Origin of the sequence: Acinetobacter calcoaceticus (genome assembly GCF_900520355.1) — a bacterium.
Lineage (GTDB): Bacteria > Pseudomonadota > Gammaproteobacteria > Pseudomonadales > Moraxellaceae > Acinetobacter > Acinetobacter calcoaceticus_C.
In genome coordinates, this window is the sequence record NZ_LS999521.1 from 2,662,724 (window position 1) to 2,684,569 (window position 21,846).

Here is a 21,846-nt window from a genome sequence, read left to right on the forward strand (position 1 = left end):
TTGTTAAAATTAAAAAATTTATAGCGCTTTATTATTAGAAAATAATTTTTTTCTCGCCGATATATTCTTGTATGTTATAGGAAGCTAAATTGCTGTGATGAGCATGATTCGGATTGCGTTCGATACTTTGTAGATTTATTTCTGCTTCTTGAATAATCCGCATCAATTCTTGATGTCTTTTATTTTGAGTATCTAAGTAAGCCCAATACCCTAATACAAAGACAATACTTACGCATAACACTATTAATACTTTATTGATCATTATTATTATCTCTATGTTTTTAATGTTAATGATCTTAACAAAAAAAAATAGCTTTGTGAATGTTTTCACATTTATTTACAATAATATATATTTACTCAAATATTTGAAAAGAAAGGTGATTTTATATATACATAACTATTAATTGATAAATATAAAACTTTTCTCTTGAAAAGTAACTTTATTTATAAAACTGAAATGTTTAGTTATTTTTAACATTAGGTTTTTATCGGGCTTAATTCTTAAGCTTACTTAAATATATAGATTAAAAATAATGGAACATATAAATTGAAATATCTATCTTTCGTGAAGTTTTTATACGATAAAAAGGTTTTATTTTTACTTAATTCTTTATCTTATAAATTTTCTATTTAGATTATTATTTTTGCATTCACCTCTAGCTTAAAAAGATATTTTTAGCTGCAAATAGAACAGCCTCATCCCATTTAAGAAGTAATTATTTTTTAAGTTCGAATGCCCCTCTACTCTATCTGTAGCGACTAGAAAAGTAGTCATTTTATAGCTTTTTTCATCGTTCTATAAATCGCACCAAGCTTTCCATTTTCATAGCTTTATTACAATAATCGATACGATAAAATGTGCTCATAGATAGAAAAAACTAAATTAGGAGTAGATCATGTTTGATATGCGTTTATCTCATGAACGTGGTGCAGCACATCACGGCTGGTTACAGTCAAAACATAGCTTTTCATTTGCTAACTATTGGGATCCAAAACAAGTCGGTTTTTCAGACTTACTCGTAATTAATGATGACAATGTTGCTCCATCTAAAGGCTTTGGTACTCACCCTCATCGTAATATGGAAATTATTTCCTATGTACTTGAAGGTGCATTAGAGCATAAAGATTCAATGGGTACGGGTTCTGTGATTGTCCCAGGTGATATTCAGTTGATGAGTGCAGGTCGTGGAGTTGCCCATAGTGAATTTAACCATTCAGCACAAGAAGGTGTACATTTCTTGCAAATTTGGGTCGTTCCAAATGAAGTAAATACAGATCCAGATTATCAACAAATTCACGTTGATGAAGCAGACAAACGCGGTAAATTGCATTTGATCATTTCACCAAAAGGTGGTGAGAAAACTTTAACAATCAAACAAGACATTCATATTTATTCAGGTCTTTTTGATGGTGAAGAAACTGCTGATTTTACGATTCCTGATGGTCGATATGTGTACTTACATGTGGCGAAAGGCCGTATTGATGTAAATGGTAAAACCTTTAACACAGGTGATGCTGCTCGTATTCGTGATGGCGGAAACTTATCGTTTACCCATGGCGATAATGCCGAAATCTTGATTTTCGATATGCGTCCGGAAGAAGTTCCAACCATGCCATAATATAACTAAGCCCTCACATACAGCTTTATGTGAGGGCTTTTCATTAATATTGCGATTGAAAAAATTCTAATTTATGAATGCTCTTCTGAGCGTGCCATCTCTGTATTGATATAGCTCATGATCATTGTGGTTAAACCTTGCACCATCTCATCGAAACTAATGAAGGGATTTGGCAAAATAAGATGTCGTGCCACATTAAAAATCCCACTATTAATACAGATATAAGTGATAACAGCCAAATTATTGATTTTTAGATATTTTGGATTATGCATCATATATTTCATGATGACTTCCATTAAAGCCTGTTCAATTTTTGGAATATATTTATCGTATTGCAACTCACCTGCATAACGTAAAACAGTCAAATAGCGGTCATTATTTTTCTTTAATAAATCACTAAAGGTATAAAAAATCATTTCAATGACAGGTTCTAACTCCAACTGTAAAATCGTCGGTGTAAGTTCCGTAATCATGTCCAGAATTTCCCGAACAAAAAAATGATTCATCGCGTCATAAATTTCTTCTTTATTTTTAAAATATTCATATAAAGATCCGACACTCACCCCTGCCATTTCTGCAATATGACGTGTAGTGGTGCCGCTGGGACCATGAAGCGCGACCGCAATAAAACCAGCTTCAATAATTGTGTCGACAGTAACTTTGGCTCGAGTTTGACGAGGTTTACGCGTAGTCATACGATCTAATCAATAATCCGAACATAAAGTCAGATTAGCATGTAATCAGACACGGTTGAAATAAAAAAACAAAATCCGAATAGTTGTCAAACTTCGTTAAAAGAAAGCAAAAAAATCAAGCCGAGCTAGATCATTTAAGAGAGATTCTATCTATGATTTTACATATTTAAAAATTTAATTTATATATATTTTTCAAATGGATATGTTTTTTAAATTTAATAATCACTTTATAAAATTTAAGTAAAATTAGTGTTGCTATATTTAAAAATTTACCCGAATTGAATCCGAACATAAAGTCAGATTAATATGAAAAAATTAAAGAAGAGTCATTCATTAGCTTTAGCCTGCATCGACTCTTCTTTCCGTTATTCAGCCAAATAATCAAATAAATAACGGAGCAACAACACCGTAGTCAATTACAGAGAATACTCTGCCTTTGAAAATGGAATTTATTAGTGCTTTGTTGATCATTGAATTTATTAGTTTTCAGCAAAATGCACCACTACTTGTCTCAAGGTGTCGCCATGATCTCGACCACAGTTAAAAAATCATTAAATAAACTTAAATTTCACCGTGAAATCGAGTTACCTGATTTTGCTAGCAAAGCCTCTATTCCAATCCGTCATTTAAATATTGGTTTTGATGGCAAGGAAATTGATGTCAAGTTCTATATGAACAATCAATTTGCCACCTTGTTCTTTGCCACACTTTCTGTATTTTTGACTTATGGTGAAGATCTGGTGATTGAAACAGCTCGTCATCATCGTGAGTTTATTAAAGATCCGATACTTAAACAACGTGTTACGTCGCTCATTGGTCAAGAAGCAATTCATTCAAAATTGCACAATGAATATAATGATGCACTTCAGGATGCTGATTATCCTGTTGCGCTCTATCGTTTCCTTGGATCGAACTTCTTTAAATATGTGTTTTTGAAGTTTCCACAGCCGCTTAAGTTATCGATGATGGCTGGTATTGAGCATTTTACCGCGGTACTTGCTGAATATATGATGAAGCATGAAAAGAATTTCTATCATTCAGATGATGCCAAGAGCCGTGCATTGTGGATGTGGCATATGCTTGAAGAATCTGAGCATAAAGATATTGCCTATGATGTCTATCAACTCTTAAATGGAAACTATCCATTACGAATTTCAGGTTTCTTACTTGCTCTAGTTACCATTTTGGGACTAATTCCTGCGACTACTTTGTTTGTACCAGTTTTAAGAAAGCCGCAAGAAATGCTCACCTTAAAATTCTGGAAAGATGCCCGTCGTGGCGTGGGTTTAATCTTTGGTCCGAAAGATGGTGTTTTCGGAAGTACAATTGGTCAGATTCTTGACTATTTACGCCCAGACTTTCACCCAAATGACCATGATACAACTGAATATCTTGAGTATTACAAAAAGAAATTACTGAACGAAGGCGGAGCCATTGCCCCTTACTTTGTTAAAGAATTTACCCCGCCTGTACGCGTATCTTAATCGTCCTTTATTACTAGCTATCTCGTAGATAGCTAGTTTCTCTTAAAGTTATTTATGGATGAATCATGATTTTATTTGGCAAAAAGAAAGTTAAACCAAGCCAAAAAGCTTATGCCGTGGTGACAGGTGCAGGCAGTGGGATTGGACGCAGTTTTGCAATTGAACTTGCAAAACGTGGTGGCAGTGTAGTTTGTGCAGACATTAATCTGGAAGCTGCTGAAGAGACCGTAAAATTACTTGAGCAACAAGGTGCAAAAGCTTTTGCTATACGTTGTGATGTAGGTAATGCTGAACAGGTTACAGATCTAGCTGAAAAAGCTGAAATTTTAATGCAACACCCTGTGACCCTACTGATTAATAATGCTGGTGTAGGTTTAGGTGGCAAGTTTGATGAGCTTAGCTTGGAAGACTGGAACTGGGTAATGAATATTAACCTTTGGGGTGTTATTCATGGCTGTCATGCATTCGTTCCAAAGTTTAAAAATTTGGGTTACGGCGCGATTATTAATGTTGCATCTGCTGCATCTTATACAGCCGCACCAGAAATGACAGCCTACAACGTGACTAAAGCAGGTGTGCGTGCGCTGTCAGAAACGCTTTCTGCCGAACTGCATAAGTTCAATATTAAAGTTAATGTACTCTGCCCTACTTTGGTTCCAACCAATATCATCAAAAATGGTCGGATTCCGGGACGCTACTCCAAGCTTGCAGACCATGCACTCATGAACTATGCCCTGACTACAAGCGATGATGTAGCCAAATTAACACTTAACCGCCTTGATCAGGATGAGCTGTATACCATTCCTCAACTTGATGCGAAGTTATTCTGGTTAATGAAGCGGGCATCACCGAGCTTGTATACCAAGTTCCTTGGCACATCTTACAAATTATTTAAATAAGAAATTTATAGGTAGTACGCATATGACTGCTCAAATGAAAACAAATGCATCAGCAAAAAAAGCTGTCAATTCACCCAACCACGTTTTCGATACCTTTATTGTAGGTGCCGGCATTTCAGGTATAGCCACTGCCATCCGCCTAGATCAAGTGGGCTATACCAATTATAAAATTATTGAAAAAGCGAGCCGTGTAGGCGGTACATGGCGTGAAAACACCTATCCAGGTTGTGGTTGTGATGTCCCTTCAGCACTTTATTCTTACTCGTTTGCACCCAGTGCAAAATGGAGCCATTTATTTGCTCGTCAGCCGGAAATTTTAAGTTATCTCGAAGATGTAAGTAACGAGTTTAATGTCGCATCTAAAATCGAGTTTAACAACGAACTGCTAAATGCCGCATGGGATGACTCACGCCATTTATGGGTGCTTGATACAACGACAGGTCAGTATTTATCTAAAACCGTTATTTTCGCTACAGGTCCAATTACCGAAGCTCAAATTCCACGTCTTGAAGGTTTAGATACGTTTAAAGGCGAGATGTTCCATTCAGCAAAATGGAATCATGATTATGATTTAACTGATAAACGAATTGCCGTAATTGGTACAGGTGCTTCTGCTATTCAGTTTGTGCCACAAATTCAACCAAAGGCGAAAGAGCTTTTAGTGTTCCAGCGCACAGCTCCGTGGGTCCTACCAAAACCAGACACTGACTTGGGCGAATTTAGTAAATCAGTCATTGCAAAATATCCATCCATTCAGGCGAGCTGGCGTAAAAGTGTAGCTCTCACACTGAATGCAATTAATTTTGGTTTACGTAACCCACTTGCACTTAAACCAGTAAACTTACTGGGCAAGCAATTACTAAAACTACAAATTAATGACCCTGTACTGCGTAAAAATGTGACACCGAACTTTGATATCGGCTGTAAACGTATTTTATTTGCCAATAATTATTATCCAGCTCTACAAGCACCAAACACGACCCTGATTCCTCATGGTTTGGTTAAAGTTGAAGGTAATACGGTTGTTGCTGCTAATGGCGAACGACATGAAGTTGATGTAATTATTTGGGGTACTGGTTTTGAGGTATCTCACCCACCAATTGGTAAACGTGTTCATAATGAAAAAGGTCAACGTTTACAAGATTTATGGAAAGATAGTTCGCCTGAGGCTTATTTAGGGACCAACATTGAAAATGTACCAAATGCATTTTTAATTTTAGGACCGAATGTCTTGGTTTATGACTCTTTTATTGGCTTGGCTGAGGCACAGCTAGACTATATTGTAGATGGCTTATTGAAAATTAAAAATAAAGGTATTAGCAAGTTCAATGTTAAGCCCGAAGTGATTAAAAAGCATAATGATCTGGTGCAAAAGCACTTAAAAACAACTGTCTTTAATAGTGGTGGTTGTAAGAGTTATTATCTTGATGCCAACGGACGTAACTTTGCTGCATGGCCATGGTCATTGAAAAAGCTTAAACAACGTTTGAAAAGCGTCGATTTGAAAGATTATGAAGTAACGTATCAAACGACGAAAACTCATTAATTTGTAATTTTGATCAAATCAGTTGTAAGAAGTGGGCAGTGTTTTTTATGTTTTCATGAAATACACTGCCTTCTTCGTTGAATATCTTCAAGAAATAAAAGAACAGGATAAAGATGAAAGAAGGCCAATCAAGCCGTACTGCAGAAGCCGCTGCTGCATTACGAGCGAATCATTTTAAAAATACAACGGACCCTGTATTTTCAGATCCTTATGCTTTTGAACTGACCAGCAAAGGCTGGAAAAAACTTCTATCTAGCCCACTTCTTGTTAAATTAATGAATTCACCTGTCTTAAACCGTACTCTTGGGTTACTCAGTGGACAGGTGGTTGGACGTTCACGTTATGCCGAAGATTTGCTTGATCAGGCAGTTCATCAAAACATTCAACAATATGTATTAGTGGGTGCAGGCTTAGACTCTTTTGTACTACGCCAATCGCACCATTACCCAACTTTAAAAATCTTTGAAGTTGATCACCCCGATACGCAAGCTGCAAAACAATCTAAATTAAAAAAACTAGGCGACCTTCCCTCTACTGTTGAGTTTGTCGCAATTAATTTTGAGAAAGAATCGATTTCAGATGCTTTGGCTCGGAGTTTATATCAACAAACAGCACCAGCTTTCTTTTCTTGGCTGGGTACTACTCACTATTTAAACCCTCAAACCACCTTGCAAACTTTAAAAAGTATTGCTGAATTTGCGGTAAATGGCAGTGAAGTTGTACTCGACTATTCAACCGATTTTCAAGAGTTAACTGGCATTGAACGCATTGGTAGCATGGGTGTTGCACAGTTTACGCATTTGCTCAAAGAACCTTTATTGGGACAATTCAAACCAACTGATTTACATCGTGCAGTTGAACAGATGGGATTTGAAGTCATTGAAGATCTGTCAGGTGAAGCTATTACTGAACGTTATTTTAATGCGCGCCCAGATGAAATCCGTCATACGGCAGCAACACGCTTATTGCATTTGCGTTTGAATAAATAAAATCAGTTATTATTTAATGCTTAACCGCATCGCATGCGGTGTCTTTCCATACCATCTTTTATAGGCATGAATAAAACTGGCTGGTTCTGCATAGCCTAACCATTCGGCAATTTGCTCAACTGAAATTTTAGGCAAGGCCAAATATTGTTCTGCTAAAACCTGCCTAACTTCTTCACGTATTTGAATAAAAGTCATCTCTTCTTGTGCCAAATGACGGCGTAAAGTACGGGCATTTATATGCAATCGATCAGCAACTATTTCCATAGATGGCATTTCTCCACGAATATGCATTAATTGCTGCTGCACTAAAGCCGTAAACTTTTTTTGCGATTGGCGTTTATCTAAAGTTTGCCGACACTGCTCTTCAGCCGTATGTAAAATCAGGTCATTGGCCATTTGCAGTTTTTGATCCACTTTGTGTGGATCGAGTAAAACAAAGTTCTGAGCTGCACCAAACTCCGGCAGAATTCCAAATAAATCGATATAAGGTTGTGCATCCCCTTTAAGCTGAAAAGCAAAAGCCAAATATTGGCAAAAATTATCTTGTACTAAATCACGTTGCACAGTGATAAGAGCAGCGGCATCGCGTTCAATAATAAATTTTTTAACTGAAGGAGGTATGCCCTCACCTTCAATCTCAATACGTGTGCCTTCATCGGTATCAGAAACTAAAAAACGAGTAAAAGCAAAAGTAAGTGAAAAATAAGTCAGTGCAAAATCAAGGGCTTCACGAATGCTGGCACTACTCATAAGGGCCATACCTAATGGTCCAAATGTTGTAAAGTGGTATCGTGCGCCCACTTCTAAGCCTAAGGTAGGCCGATCTGCAAATTGCTCAACTAGATTATGAATCAACTGTAATTCTTGTTGGCCTGAAACCACCATATTAGGGTCAAGCAATTGCTGTTGATTAATTCCTGTCTCTTTTAAAATGGTCTGATAAGAGACACCTGCTTCTGCTGCAAAATCAGCCATAAGGCGAACACTGTGTATACTACGTTCAAAAGCCCAAGTGTACGTCACTGTACCATCCAGAATGTCCTCGAATCACAATATTTTGTCCTCATCCATCCTCTAAATCAAGAGAATAAATGTCTATGCTGTATATAGGAAATTGCGATTTTTTCGCCCACTGTTTTTAAGGATTTTAGAGCAGCCTATGTTTAATTCGTTATCTAATTCAAATAAAAATGTACGTATCGCCATTATAGGCACTGGTTTTGGTGGTTTGGGTCTTGCGATTCGTCTCAAACAAGCTGGTTTTGATCAATTTACACTCTATGAAAAAGCCGCCGATGTTGGTGGTGTCTGGCGTGACAATACTTATCCGGGTGCTGCGTGTGATGTTCCGTCACATCTTTATTCTTTTTCTTTTGAACAGGAACTTGGCTGGAAAAACCGCTACGGCACATCTCAAGAGATTTATCAATATTTACGCCACTGCGCTGATAAATATGACCTTCGCCCGCATGTTCAATTTAATACCGAAATTGCCAGTGCCGAATTTGATGCCCTACAAGGTGTCTGGCACATTCAAAGTACCAATGGCGAAAGTTTTGAAGCCGAATTTTTAGTAGGTGCCGTGGGCCAGCTCAACCGTCCCGCCTACCCGAGACTCAAAGGCATTGAAAACTTTAAAGGTAAGGCTTTTCACTCCGCTCGCTGGGACCATGACTACGACTTAACTGGCAAACGTGTTGCTGTAATTGGGACAGGTGCAAGTGCTATTCAGTTTGTTCCCGAAATTGCTAAACAGGTTGCTCATCTTGATGTTTATCAACGTTCGGCACCTTACGTCATTCCAAAGCCAGATCGGGTTTATCAACCTTTAGAGAAAAAAGCTTTTCGTAAATTACCGATTTTGCAAAGTTTAGATCGTGCTTTGCAATATGGTCACCATGAAATTCGCCTACTTGCCTTCACAACATCTTTAAATGAAATGCCTTTAGTTGAATATTTATTCCAACGTCATATTCGTAAAGTGGTGAAAGACTCTAAATTACGTCACCGTTTAATGCCGGACTATCCAATTGGCTGTAAACGTATTTTAATTTCCAACCACTGGTATGAAACGCTCACTCAACCCCATGTAGATGTTATTCATACAGGCATTCAAGAAATTACTGAAAATGGCATTTTGGATACGGACGGAAATCTGCGCGAAGTTGATACCATTATTTATGGTACCGGTTTTGCTGCAACTGAATTTATGGCACCAATGCAAATTACTGGATTGGACGGACGTACCTTAAAAGACACATGGAAAGATGGTGCAGAAGCATATCTTGGCTTAACTGTTAGCGGTTTCCCTAATTTCTTTATGCTTTATGGTCCAAATACCAATCTTGGACATAATTCAATTGTCTATATGATTGAAAGTCAGGTGAATTATATTTTAGATGCCATTCAAACACTGATAAAAAATAAGTTGTTATTCACCAATGTTCGTGCCGAAGTTCAACACGAGTTCAACCAAAATATTCAAGAAAAAATGAAGAAAACCGTATGGGCGCAAGGTTGTACCAGTTGGTACCAGACTGCTGATGGCAAAAATACCAATAACTGGCCAGGTTTTACCCTTGAATATCGTCAACGTACCCGCCGCTTTGATATTGAAAATTACACGCAGGTTTCGGCTATTTCTTAATCAGCTTTACGATAGGAAATCAGAAAAATAAACGGAGAAAATTATGAAGTCATTTAAGAACAAAGTCGCGGCTGTGACAGGTGCGGGTTCTGGTATTGGACAAGCACTTGCAATTGAACTGGCAAAACAAGGCTGCCATCTAGCGCTTTCCGATGTAAACGAAGCGGGTTTAGCCAAAACTGTCGAGCTATTGGCGACCTACCCAGTCAAAGTGACCACTCAACAAGTTGATGTTGCCAATCGTACCGAAATTGCAGATTGGGCAAAATTTGTTGTAGATCAACATGGACAAGTTAACCTGATTTTTAATAATGCTGGTGTGGCAATGGGCAGCACTGCCGAAGGTATAAGTTATGAAGATCTTGAATGGTTGATTGGTATTAACTTTTGGGGTGTGGTTTATGGCACCAAAGAATTCTTACCATTCTTAAAGCAAAGTGGTGATGGGCACATTGTTAATATTTCCAGCATGTTTGGTTTAACAGCTCAACCGACCCAAAGTGCTTACAATGCCAGTAAATTTGCCGTTCGTGGTTTTACTGAATCTCTGCGTCAAGAACTTGATATGCAAAATACGGGGGTTAGCGCAACCTGTATTCACCCGGGTGGTATTCGAACCAATATTGCCAAAGCTGCCCGCATGAATAACAGTGTTCAATCTTTAGGAATGGACCCTGTTAAAAGTCAGGATGCCTTCGATAAATTACTTCGCACCCCTGCTGACGAAGCTGCTCAACAAATTTTAGAGGCTGTTCGTAAAAACCGTCGCCGTTTACTGATTGGAGCTGACGCGAAAGTCGTTGACGTAATTCAGCGTATTCTTCCACAGGGTTACCAAAAGATTTTTGCAACAGCAACTGCTTTGCAAACTCGTTTACTTAACAAACCAGCAAAATAAAAATCACTGATCAGCATCTCTTAAATTTAGGAGATGCTTATTCAATAAATGACAAGCTCTAGTATGAGTTCTTATTATGAAGCAGCTTCTTGCATGGACCATCCGGACGACATTACGTCCGGCTTTGTCTCCTAAAATTCCGGTGAAGCTACAACGTTTTTGTAGTGATGCAGCTAGTGCTATTGTGCGTGGGCCACGTGGCTATAAAACTCAAAAACAAAGTATTGCCCAAGTTCCCACACTTCATATTTTGCCCAAGTCTACCAAAAATGGACTAGGAATTTTATATTTACACGGTGGTGGCTATGTCGTGGGCAGTAGTAAAAGTCATTCTAAACTTGCCGCCCAAATTGGACATGTAGCTCAAGCACAAGTCTGGTTACCAGAATATCGCCTAGCTCCAGAGCATGCCAGTCCTGCTGCTATTGAAGATGTCATTGCTGTCTATAAAGCTTTACTTGCCCAAGGACAAGATCCGAAAAAGCTTGTAATTGCTGGGGATTCTGCGGGTGGTGGGCTGAGTTTAAGTACTGCAATTGCTATTCGAGACTCAGGTTTACCATTACCAGCCGCATTGGTTTTACTTTCACCGTGGGTAGATTTAAGTCTGTCTGGGAAAACGATGAAAACGCATGCGGCTCAAGATGCCATGCTGTCTGAAGGCTGGTTGTCTTGGTGTGCGAAAAACTATTGCGGACAAAAACCTACCACCGATCCAATCTGTTCGCCACTTTATGCTGACTTAACAGGTCTTCCCCCTGTTCTGATTCATGTCGGCACCGAAGAAGTCTTATTAGATGATGCAAAACGCCTTGCTGAACAAACCGGAAAATATGGTATTCCGATGAGCTTTAAAGTTTATGACCAAGTCGGACATGTTTTTCAGTTTCACGCGGGTATACTAAAAGAATCTGATGACTCAATTGAGCACATTGGACAATTTATTCATAAATATGCCCAGTCAATATAAAAAGTATCGCCAGACAGGAGTCCTCGGCATGACAACAAACAATTATGACTATGATTATCTCATTATTGGTTCAGGCTTTGGCGGTAGTGTTTCTGCCTGCCGCCTAACCGAAAAAGGTTACTCAGTTGCCGTGATGGAAATGGGGCGTCGCTGGAAAGCTGAAGATTTTGCTAAAAATAACTGGAACTCCCGCCGTTGGATCTGGCGTCCAGGCATGAAGCTTTTCGGCTATTTCAATATGCGTTTTTTTCGCCATGTCACCATTATTTGTGGTAACGCCGTAGGTGGCGGCTCAATTACCTATGCCAATACGTTACTTGTTCCGCCTGAACATATTTGGGATGAAGGTACTTGGGCAGATGCTGCTGACTGGAAAAATGAAATGCCACAGCACTATGCTGAAGCAGAACGTATGTTAGGGGTAACTGATAATAAAATTCTTGGCCCTGCCGATCACATGTTAAAGAAAATGGGGGAAGCTATCGGAGTGGGTCACACATTTAAACCGACTCGGGTTGCGACTTTTTTCCCACCCGAAGGTGAACAAGGCGGAAAGACCTACCCTGACCCATATTTTAATGGTGAAGGTCCAGACCGTGGGACATGTACAGCCTGTGGTGGCTGCATGACGGGTTGTAAACACAATGCAAAAAATACTTTAGATAAAAACTATTTGTACTTTGCCGAAAAAAATGGCGCAAAGGTTTATGAAGAAACCAAAGTCGTTGACGTTAAACCGCTCAATGGTAAAGCTGATGGTAGCGATGGCTATGAAGTAACTACTGAATGCTCAACCTCATGGTTTAATAAACAGCGTCGTACATGGCGAGTACGCAACGTGATTTTCTCGGCATCTTCTTTGGGTACTCAAGAGATGTTGTTCCGCTTAAAACAGTCTGGTTCTCTGCCAAATATTTCTGATGACTTGGGTAATCGAGTTCGTACTAATGCCGAGTCAATTTTAGGGGTTCGTTTCTTTGGTAAAGAGGTCGACATGAGCAAAGGTGTTGCGATTGGGTCAAGCATTTATATTGACCATGACACTCATATTGAAGCAACTCGCTACCAAAACGGTTCCGATGCAATGGGTCTCATGTGTACTTACATGGCAAAAGGCAAACCCGGTTGGACACGTATTTTCTTTTGGTTATGGGCGTTGATCTGCCATCCATTTATTTTTCTACGCATGAGTAATCCAGTTGGTTTTGCGCGTCAAACCTTAATTTTCTTGGTCATGCAAACAGCAGATGCCTCAATTAACATGCGCTTGAAACGTAACTGGTTTTGGCCTTTTGGCAAGGTTTTATCGAGTGAGGGCCAAAAGCTACCAGTTTATATTCCGCAGGCCAATACTTTTACCGAAAAGGTGGCCAAAATGTTTAATGGGCATCCCATGACGACCATTACAGAAATTTTGTTCAACGTGCCCTTTACAGCGCATTGCATGGGTGGTTGTGCCATTTCTTCAAGCCCCGAACAAGGCGTTGTTGATGGGCAGAACCGTGTGTTTAACTATAAAAACTTATATGTAGTCGATGGTTCAATGTTAGGTGCCAATTTAGGTGTTAACCCGAGTTTAACCATCACAGCTCTAGCAGAACGTGCAATGTCGTATATTCCTGCTAAAAACACTTTAGACGAACATCAAGATGATACATCAGAGGCAGAAATCTTAGAGATTACAAAAGTGCCTGCTTAAAATATAGATTTGTTTTATAAAAAAAAAGCCTATTTAAAAATAGGCTTTTTTTATTTAACTTTTTAAATTACATCGCCACGGCTTTAGCGCGGGCTGCATGTAATTTTTTATAGCTCTCGATCAGACGTAAATGGCGATCGAGCCCTTCTAGTTTCATGCTGGTTGGTGTTAAACCATAGAAACGAACACTACCATCGACAGAACCTAATACTGCATCCATTCGCGTGTCACCAAACATACGGCGGAAATTAGTCAGATAGTCTTCAAGCTCTAGTTCTTCATCTAACATCACTTCAAGCACAACGTTCATACATTGATAGAACAAACCACGCTCAACCGTGTTGGTATTATATTGCAGGTAAGTTTCGACTAACTCTTTCGCTTCTTCAAATTGCTGTAAAGCAACATAAATCAACAATTTCAACTCTAAAATTGTGAGCTGTCCCCAAACTGTATTGTCATCAAATTCAATGCCAATGAGTGTGGTGATTTCGGTGTAATCGTCTAATTCACATTCTTCTAAGCGCTCAACCAACGCCTCAAGTTGTTCATCATCTAAACGGTGTAGATTTAGAATATCTTCACGGAATGAAAGTGCCTTATTGGTATTGTCCCAAATCAAATCTTCAACGAGATAAATTTCTGAATAATCCGGTACTAAAATACGGCAAGTGGTCGCACCTAGGTGCTCATAAACTGCCATATACACTTCTTTGCCCATCTCTTCGAGAATACCGAGCAATGTTGCAGCTTCGTCTGCATTCGACTCTTCGCCTTCTCCAGAAAAATCCCACTCAACAAAGTCATAGTCAGATTTAGAGCTAAAGAAGCGCCAAGATACTAAACCGCTTGAGTCAATAAAGTGCTCAACAAAGTTGTTCGGCTCAGTCACCGCATTACTTTGGAAAGTCGGTTGTGGTAAATCATTTAAGCCTTCGAAACTACGACCTTGAAGCAGCTCAGTCAAACTACGCTCTAAGGCAACTTCAAAACTTGGATGTGCACCAAACGATGCAAAAACACCACCAGTACGCGGGTTCATCAAAGTCACACACATCACAGGGAACTGGCCACCTAACGATGCATCTTTAACTAAAACAGGAAAGCCTTGCTCTTCTAAACCTTTAATACCAGCAACAATACTTGGGTATTTTGCTAATACTTCTTCAGGTACATCTGGAAGTGCAATTTCACCTTCCAAAATTTCACGTTTAACAGCACGTTCAAAAATTTCTGACAAGCATTGAACTTGGGCTTCCGCCAAAGTGTTACCTGCACTCATACCATTACTTAAGTACAAGTTTTCAATTAAATTTGATGGGAAATATACAACTTCATCGTCAGACTGACGTACAAAAGGCAGCGAACAAATGCCACGCTCTACATTACCTGAATTGGTGTCATATAAATGCGTACCAAGTAATTCATCATCTGGATTGTAAATCTCAAGACAGTATTCATCTAAGATTTCTTGAGGTAATTCACCATTTGGGCCCGGTTTAAACCATTTTTCATCTGGATAATGCACAAATTCAGCATTGGCAATATCTTCACCCCAGAACTGGTCGTTATAGAAGAAGTTACAGTTTAAACGCTCAATGAACTCGCCCAATGCAGATGCCAAAGCACTTTCTTTAGTTGCACCTTTACCATTGGTAAAACACATCGGAGACTGTGCATCACGAATGTGTAATGACCACACATTCGGGACAATATTACGCCAAGATGCGATTTCAATTTTCATGCCCAAATTTGCCAAAATGGCTGACATATTGGCAATAGTTTCTTCTAATGGCAGGTCTTTACCTTGAATAAAGGTATGGTTTTCAGAAGTTAAACTTGGCAATAACAATGCTTGCGCATCTGCATCAATGCTTTCAACTTCTTCAATAATAAATTCGGGACCTGTTTGAATGACTTTTTTAACAGTACAACGGTCAATCGAACGTAAAATCCCTTGGCGATCTTTCTCTGAAATATCGGCTGGCAGCTCAATTTGAATTTTAAAGGTTTGCTTGTAGCGGTTTTCAGGATCAACAATATTATTTTGCGATAAACGGATATTATCGGTTGGGATATCTCGAGCTGCACAATACACTTTTACAAAGTAAGCGGCACACAATGCTGACGATGCTAAAAAATAGTCAAATGGTCCCGGTGCCGAACCGTCACCCTTGTAGCGAATTGGTTGATCGGCAATTACCGTAAAGTCATCGAACTTAGCTTCCTGTCGAAGATTGTCGAGATAATTAACCTTGATTTCCATGCTGGCACCTAAATATTTTTATGTGTCAGCACAGACACATAAAATTCTAAATATTGAAATATAAGCCGAATCACAGCGAAGAAATTGACTTAAAAAATGAGAGATTAAAGCCATGTGTTTAATGAACGAGTCAATTGGCTTTAATAAGATTGGCGTATTATAGAGTGATTTTGTGAAGTTGATAACTAAAGTTAAAACATTGATGCTCACAATGTTTTAACTTGTCTTTAATTTACTTAAATATTGAGCATTAAAATTTAAAGGTGTAATCAACATTCAACCGTGTTTCATTTGCCGAGTGAAAGGTCATATTGCTTGGCATATCGTTACGATAGTGAGAAAAACGAGCTCGCATGCCTAGGCCTTTTAATTTCCCTTCAGGAATTTTATAGCCCAAATCAAACTCCATCGACTCTTCTTTAAATCGCTGATCGCCATATTGCAGCAAATCAATGTCTTCGCCTTTTGCATAGCGAGTCATAAAACGAAGACCATTTAATGAGACATCACCTAACTGCACATTTTTAAAATCATATTCATAACGAATCGAATAGACTTTTTCATCTTTATTCGAATAGTCTGAACTCATAAAATCAAGCACGACCGGACTTTCTGTTCCCGACAAAAACGGCAGACCTGTCGAGCCAAACGACTGCATGTAGCCCAAAGAAACCGTATGGTTTTGATAGTTCAAACCAAATAAACCACTCATATGGCGGTTATCGACCTCTCCTATTTTTTTGCTTCCAGTTTCTTCACTATTAAAAAAACGCACGTCACTTAAAAAATTAAGCTGATCGTTTAAAGGTTGTTTCCCGTTAAAACCCAAAAATTGTTGCTGGTAAATATCTTTTAGTTCGGCATGATAAGCGCGTAAACGGTAGTCTTTTAATTGATAACTTCCTCCCAGCGTGTAAAAAGAATCAGTCATTGCTGCCTTATCAAAACGATGGTTAATGTTGTCTGTTCCAACATCTGTAAAGCGGATTGAATCGCGTTGACGCACCTCGTCGACATAAAATCCCTCTAATTGAAGATTTGGGATTTCATTTGAAACAAAGCGGATACCGCGATAAGTCTGTGGGAACAAACGTGCTGGCGATGAAAATATGGTCGGTAATTGTGGAACCAGATCCCCCACAAAAAGCTCATTTTTTCTAAATTTGGCCTTACCTGTAATGCCTATTTTTCCATAATAATCATCACGTGAATTATCGGTATTGACTTGTAATAAGCCACTCCGTGCATAGTCATCGGCCCGACTTCCCATTAGGTTAAAGCCTGCCATTGCTAGTACATCAACACCGAAACCGACCGTACCCTCGGTATAACCAGACTGTCCTTTAAAAATTAAACCCTGCGCCCAATCTCTGGCAGCGGTATAGGGATATGGGTCTTTTTTATAGTCTCGGTCAAAGTAAAAATTACGCAGTGTCAGCTCAGCTTTACTGTCTGAAATAAACTCGGCATGCACAATTTGACTAAATAATGGGCACAAGCATACCCCCACCCATAATGGTGTCTTTTTCATTTCTTATCTCAACTATTTAATTTTTAATGGATTACGGCGCTGTTTTAAGAGAGTAGTTTTGCTCTTTTTTACTTCGGTAAAAAGCGCTACCCAGACTTAAAATCAGGAAAATAGCCAAAACAAAGACCACACCGTAATAGGCATAAAGCGTTGCGGGTGCAATGCCTTTATCCAGAAAAATCCCTGCAACCGTTGGCGATAAAATTGCCCCAATCCGACCAAAACCAATCGCATAACCTACGCCGCGACTACGGATTTCGGCATCATAAATTGTTGGTGAAATAGAATATAAACCTGCCACACAGCCATTAATGAGTGTGCCAAGTAATAACCCCACCATGAGTGCGACACTCACTTGGGACGAGACTGCGACAAATAGAAAAACACAAGCAGAGGTTAGCCCTAAAAATAGGCTTAAGGCATAGAAAATTTTCATGCGAGAGGCAAGTAAACCAATAATCGCTGCACCAAAAATACCGCCAATACTAATTAAAATACCAGTACTTACCCCTTGTTCAGGCGACATTCCCATTGAAATAAGAATTTTTGGCGTCCAGCTCATCACGAAGTAAAAACCAAACATCACTAAAAAGAACGCAAACCAAAGACAAAGTGTTTGGAACCCCAGCTGCCCTGCAAATAACTTACTGAGTTCACTGCCATTTTGTGTCGTATTTTTTTCATAGCGCGGCAGAACTGGTAACTCGTTAAGCTCCATACGATTTACAGTTGCATTAATTCGTTCTAGAGCCTGTTTTGGTCGTTTCGCTAATAAATAATCTAAAGATTCAGGTAATAACCATGCGCTGATTAGCAACATTGCAATGGTGGTGATCCCACCCGCTAAAAATATTGACCGCCAGCCTAAATGTTCAATCAACGCCAGTGACAATACTCCACCGAGTGTCGCGCCAATTCCATAACCTGTAGACATTAAGCTAACAGCAAGACTGCGCCAGCGAGCGTTGGCATATTCACTTGCTAAAACATTACTGCTGGCAAGAATCCCACCTACCCCAATTCCTGTAATAAACCGAAGTGCTGCTAACATGCCGTGGCTTTGTACAAAAGCACATGCCAACATGCTAAGGCCAGCAATAACAAGACAAATTAAAATGAGCAAACGACGACCAATTTTATCGGCTAAAGGTGCAAGAAAAATGGAACCAGCAGCCATCCCAAAAAGTCCTGAACTAAGCAGCAAGCCAATTTGTGAGCCTGAAAGTGCCCATTCTGCCGACACGGATGGTGCAGTAAATGCCATCACCATTACATCAAAGCCATCAATAATATTGAGACAGATACAAATCAAAATGACGAACCATTGGTAACGGCTCATATTGTTTTGATTGATCTCACTCAGCACGTCTCTTTCCATTTGTGTATCTCCCAATGTGGATAAGACATACACACGACACTGCTGATATGAGCGATTGGGTGGTTATGCACATCCGTATCCATAATGACCTAGAGGAATATTTGTTTTTTGAGCATCCTGCTCTTTTTCTATACTGAATATTTGGATCCAAAAAATCAACAAAAATTTAAAACCTATTATTAAAAATTATATAAATACATAAATTATCTCACTATTAAATTATTAAAAACCTAAAATTAAGATGAGTTAAGATTTTTATGGATCCATAATAAAAAATCTATTATGATCAACTCAGAGTGTTTTTTAGCCAAAATTAATCACTTACCAATAAGGATTCAACTCAATGAAAAGATTTAACTTTCACTCTCAACAAAATAGCAGTTAAACTTATAAAAATTTATATTAATAAAATAATTTAATTATAAAAACAATGAGTTAAAAATAGATTATTTTTTATTTTATTGACTTTTTTGTAAGCTTAACTGACATTATTTTCATTTAAGAAGTTTTAATTAATTGCATGATGCATAAACACACAAAAGGATTGTTGTTATGAAACTCAAAAGAGTAAGCCAACTTACACTGGGACTTTTTTTTGCCAGTCAATTGTTTTACACAGCGCAAGCAGCCCCTCCAAAAAATCAGCAGCCGCCTAACATCATGATTATTTTGGCCGATGATCTTGGATTTTCAGATATTGGTGCGTATGGCGGCGAAATTAAAACACCTCATATTGATAGCTTGTTAAAACAAGGGAAAATGCTTTTTAATTTTCATGCCTCATCAATGTGCTCACCTACTCGTGCACAGCTTATGACAGGCGCAGACAACCACTTGGTCGGTTTAGGCGCCATGTATGAAACTTCAAAACGACAAGAAAAATTGGTTGGAGCCGATAACCCGCGCGCACTACTCAAAATTGATGGATATTCAGGTCACTTAACGCAAAATGCTTACACACTCGCCGAGATTTTAAAAACAAAAGATTATTACACCTTCATGGTCGGTAAATGGCACTTAGGCTATGCTCCCGAACAAAACCCTAAGGCTCGTGGTTTTGACCAATCTTTTGCTCTGCTCGATGGCTTCGATTTACATTTCAAAGACCAACCTAAAAATTATCCGCGTAACACACAATATACTGAAAACGGTCAAAAGGTTACATTGCCTGACAACTACTACTCAACAGATTTCTTCACACAAAAAGCGTTTGAGTACTTAGATAAAAATAAAGCGCAAAAGCCATTTTTTGCCTATTTAGCCTACACCGCTCCTCACTGGCCAATTCAGGCACCTGCTCACTATAGAGACTTATACAAAGGTAAATACGATCAAGGCTACGACGCAATTCGCAAACAACGCTTTGAAAGACAAAAGAAACTAGGCCTAATTCCTTTAAATGCAGAATATCCAACCGAACGTGGCAACCAAGCTCTACACACCAAAAACTGGAATGAGCTAACTCCACAAGAGCGCAAATATGAAGCCCGTAAAATGGAAGTTTACGCTGGCATGGTCACTCAGTTAGATGATCGAATTGGCGATGTCATTCAATATCTAAAAAAGAATCATTTATATGACAATACTTTGATTGTATTTATGTCAGATAACGGCGCTGAAGGTGGTGATCATAATTTCCCAATGGGTGATGCCGACAACCGTTATGAAAATATAGGAAACGTAAGCTCATATGTTTATATGGGACCACGTTGGGCCGAAGTGAGCAGTACACCATTTACCCACTGGAAGTCAGCCGCTTCAGAAGGCGGAGTGCGCGTTCCTTTTATTGTTAAATCCCCTGTTCAAATTTCTAAAGATCGCGGAATTAACAATAACTTTGCGACAGTCAGAGATATATTCCCAACTGCCATGGAATTAGCTGGCATTCAAAATAATCAAATTTATCCAGCTACAAGCACAAAAATTAAACCGTCTGGTTTTAGCTTGATTCCTGCTTTTAAAAACAATAATGCCCGCATTCGACCTGTTAATTATTATGACTTTAAAGAGTTGCATGGCAGCCGCTACGCCCAAACTGACGAATGGAAACTTGTCGAAAACTCACCTTCTAAATTTAAAAGCCACGGCTGGGAACTCTACAATTTAAAAAGAGATTTTAATGAACAACATAATGTTTACGCAGAACATCCAGAGATCGTCAAAGTCTTAAATGACAAATATTTAAGATACGCCGATGAAAATGGTGTGATGGATTTTGAGCAATATAACAAAAAGTAGGAAAAACCAGATGAAACAGATCATGATGCTTTCATCGTTCCTCTTACTTTGTGCATGCCAAAAAACCACGCCTCAACTAGAACAGACCACCTTACCCAACTTAGGCAGCAAAGCTAAATGTAATTCTTATTCGGGCCTTCCTTTGGGTTGGCCTAAAAATAAAGAAGCAGGTATGGTCAAGCTTCCGCAAGGAAAAATTGTTTTAGGCACCACACAAGGTTATGAAGATGAACGCCCTTTAAACTTAAAGGCAACTTCCGTTTCCGCTTTTTTAATTGATGCAACTGAAGTCACCAATGCTCAATTTCAAGAGTTTGTTAAACAAACAGGCTATGTCACCGATGCAGAGAAGCAAGGTGGTGCAGCTATGTTTGTACAACCGGAACACCCAGTTGAAGAACTACAGTGGTGGAGGTTTGAAAAAGGTGCCAATTGGAAACACCCATGGGGCTTAAATAACCCTAAAAAACCCGCGTCTCATGAGCCTGTTCGCATGGTGACATGGAATGATGCCTATGCTTATGCAAACTGGCTGGATCATGACTTACCGACCGAACTTGAATGGGAATACGCAGCCAAAGGTTTTCAGCAAAATTCCGACATTGGCCCTACTCACGAAGGGCACATTGTAGCCAACTTCTGGCAGGGTGAATTTCCTTATAAAAACATTCAGGAAGATGGTTTTAAGGATGTTGCACCTGTTGGCTGTTTTAGTAAAAACCCATTTGGTTTATATGACTTGATTGGCAATGTATGGGAATGGACACAAACACCCTACACAGGTCCAAGAGATCACCATATGGGAGATCCCTCAAAATATCGGCAAAGTCACGAACAGATTTTGCAATACACCATTAAAGGTGGGTCTTATTTGTGCGCGACCAATTATTGCGCACGTTATCGTGCTGCCGCGAGGCACCCACAGGAACTCGACCTAGCAACCAGCCATGTCGGATTTAGAACAGTAAAACGCTTTTAAACGGATTT

The 21,846-nt window shown here is 39.0% G+C and carries 17 protein-coding genes; 11 read left to right on the plus strand and 6 right to left on the minus strand.

The genetic code is table 11. The features are described 5' to 3' along the window. Nucleotides 1–34 precede the first annotated feature (34 nt). On the minus strand, nucleotides 35–262 hold the full coding sequence (locus tag AC2117_RS12770; RefSeq protein ID WP_133974559.1) for a hypothetical protein: 228 nt from the start codon (nucleotides 260–262) through the stop codon (nucleotides 35–37). Between the two features lie 634 nt (nucleotides 263–896). Between AC2117_RS12770 and AC2117_RS12775 the strand changes: the two genes are divergently transcribed. Then, nucleotides 897–1,619 carry a pirin family protein gene (locus AC2117_RS12775; protein ID WP_133974561.1) on the plus strand — a complete coding sequence of 241 codons (723 nt, stop codon included), beginning with the start codon at nucleotides 897–899 and terminating at the stop codon, nucleotides 1,617–1,619. A gap of 71 nt (nucleotides 1,620–1,690) precedes the next feature. On the opposite strand, the gene AC2117_RS12780 is transcribed toward AC2117_RS12775, so the two are convergent. Then, nucleotides 1,691–2,314 (minus strand): TetR/AcrR family transcriptional regulator, encoded by a 624-nt coding sequence (locus AC2117_RS12780; RefSeq protein WP_133974563.1) that lies wholly within the window; start codon nucleotides 2,312–2,314, stop codon nucleotides 1,691–1,693. A gap of 524 nt (nucleotides 2,315–2,838) precedes the next feature. Between AC2117_RS12780 and AC2117_RS12785 the strand changes: the two genes are divergently transcribed. The 4 genes from AC2117_RS12785 to AC2117_RS12800 all read left to right on the plus strand — a co-directional run bounded on the left by AC2117_RS12785 (nucleotide 2,839) and on the right by AC2117_RS12800 (nucleotide 7,232). Continuing rightward, nucleotides 2,839–3,798, plus strand: a complete 960-nt coding sequence (locus AC2117_RS12785) for a metal-dependent hydrolase (RefSeq protein WP_133974565.1) — start codon at nucleotides 2,839–2,841, stop codon at nucleotides 3,796–3,798. A 65-nt stretch (nucleotides 3,799–3,863) separates the two neighbouring features. Then, nucleotides 3,864–4,697 (plus strand): SDR family NAD(P)-dependent oxidoreductase, encoded by an 834-nt coding sequence (locus AC2117_RS12790; RefSeq protein ID WP_133974567.1) that lies wholly within the window; start codon nucleotides 3,864–3,866, stop codon nucleotides 4,695–4,697. Nucleotides 4,698–4,719: 22 nt separating this feature from the next. Further along, nucleotides 4,720–6,243 carry a flavin-containing monooxygenase gene (locus tag AC2117_RS12795; RefSeq protein WP_133974569.1) on the plus strand — a complete coding sequence of 508 codons (1,524 nt, stop codon included), beginning with the start codon at nucleotides 4,720–4,722 and terminating at the stop codon, nucleotides 6,241–6,243. Nucleotides 6,244–6,356: 113 nt separating this feature from the next. Further along, nucleotides 6,357–7,232, plus strand: coding sequence for a class I SAM-dependent methyltransferase (locus AC2117_RS12800; protein WP_133974571.1), 876 nt, complete (start codon nucleotides 6,357–6,359; stop codon nucleotides 7,230–7,232). Nucleotides 7,233–7,241: 9 nt separating this feature from the next. Here the strand turns inward: AC2117_RS12800 and AC2117_RS12805 are convergent, their stop codons facing one another. Further along, nucleotides 7,242–8,255 (minus strand): AraC family transcriptional regulator, encoded by a 1,014-nt coding sequence (locus AC2117_RS12805; protein WP_133974573.1) that lies wholly within the window; start codon nucleotides 8,253–8,255, stop codon nucleotides 7,242–7,244. A gap of 136 nt (nucleotides 8,256–8,391) precedes the next feature. Between AC2117_RS12805 and AC2117_RS12810 the strand changes: the two genes are divergently transcribed. From AC2117_RS12810 to AC2117_RS12825, 4 genes are all read left to right on the plus strand, one after another. Continuing rightward, nucleotides 8,392–9,879: a flavin-containing monooxygenase gene (locus AC2117_RS12810; RefSeq protein WP_133974575.1), complete on the plus strand. Its 1,488-nt coding sequence runs from the start codon at nucleotides 8,392–8,394 to the stop codon at nucleotides 9,877–9,879. 43 nt (nucleotides 9,880–9,922) lie between these two features. After that, nucleotides 9,923–10,777 carry an SDR family NAD(P)-dependent oxidoreductase gene (locus tag AC2117_RS12815; protein ID WP_133974577.1) on the plus strand — a complete coding sequence of 285 codons (855 nt, stop codon included), beginning with the start codon at nucleotides 9,923–9,925 and terminating at the stop codon, nucleotides 10,775–10,777. Between the two features lie 76 nt (nucleotides 10,778–10,853). Beyond that, nucleotides 10,854–11,747, plus strand: coding sequence for an alpha/beta hydrolase (locus AC2117_RS12820; RefSeq protein WP_133974579.1), 894 nt, complete (start codon nucleotides 10,854–10,856; stop codon nucleotides 11,745–11,747). A gap of 28 nt (nucleotides 11,748–11,775) precedes the next feature. Continuing rightward, nucleotides 11,776–13,446 carry a GMC family oxidoreductase gene (locus AC2117_RS12825; RefSeq protein WP_133974581.1) on the plus strand — a complete coding sequence of 557 codons (1,671 nt, stop codon included), beginning with the start codon at nucleotides 11,776–11,778 and terminating at the stop codon, nucleotides 13,444–13,446. 67 nt (nucleotides 13,447–13,513) lie between these two features. Here AC2117_RS12825 and AC2117_RS12830 read toward each other — a convergent pair whose 3' ends face one another. The 3 genes from AC2117_RS12830 to AC2117_RS12840 all read right to left on the minus strand — a co-directional run bounded on the left by AC2117_RS12830 (nucleotide 13,514) and on the right by AC2117_RS12840 (nucleotide 18,621). Next, on the minus strand, nucleotides 13,514–15,712 hold the full coding sequence (locus tag AC2117_RS12830) for an OsmC domain/YcaO domain-containing protein (protein WP_133974583.1): 2,199 nt from the start codon (nucleotides 15,710–15,712) through the stop codon (nucleotides 13,514–13,516). A gap of 250 nt (nucleotides 15,713–15,962) precedes the next feature. Beyond that, nucleotides 15,963–17,243 (minus strand): OprD family outer membrane porin, encoded by a 1,281-nt coding sequence (locus AC2117_RS12835; protein ID WP_133974585.1) that lies wholly within the window; start codon nucleotides 17,241–17,243, stop codon nucleotides 15,963–15,965. Nucleotides 17,244–17,274: 31 nt separating this feature from the next. Beyond that, a complete protein-coding gene (locus tag AC2117_RS12840; RefSeq protein WP_133974587.1) occupies nucleotides 17,275–18,621 on the minus strand; it encodes an MFS transporter in 1,347 nt (448 codons plus the stop codon). A gap of 552 nt (nucleotides 18,622–19,173) precedes the next feature. On the opposite strand from AC2117_RS12840, the gene AC2117_RS12845 reads away from it, so the two are divergent. After that, a complete protein-coding gene (locus AC2117_RS12845) occupies nucleotides 19,174–20,859 on the plus strand; it encodes an arylsulfatase (protein ID WP_133974589.1) in 1,686 nt (561 codons plus the stop codon). 25 nt (nucleotides 20,860–20,884) lie between these two features. Beyond that, nucleotides 20,885–21,838 (plus strand): formylglycine-generating enzyme family protein, encoded by a 954-nt coding sequence (locus AC2117_RS12850; RefSeq protein ID WP_133976359.1) that lies wholly within the window; start codon nucleotides 20,885–20,887, stop codon nucleotides 21,836–21,838. Nucleotides 21,839–21,846: the final 8 nt, after the last annotated feature.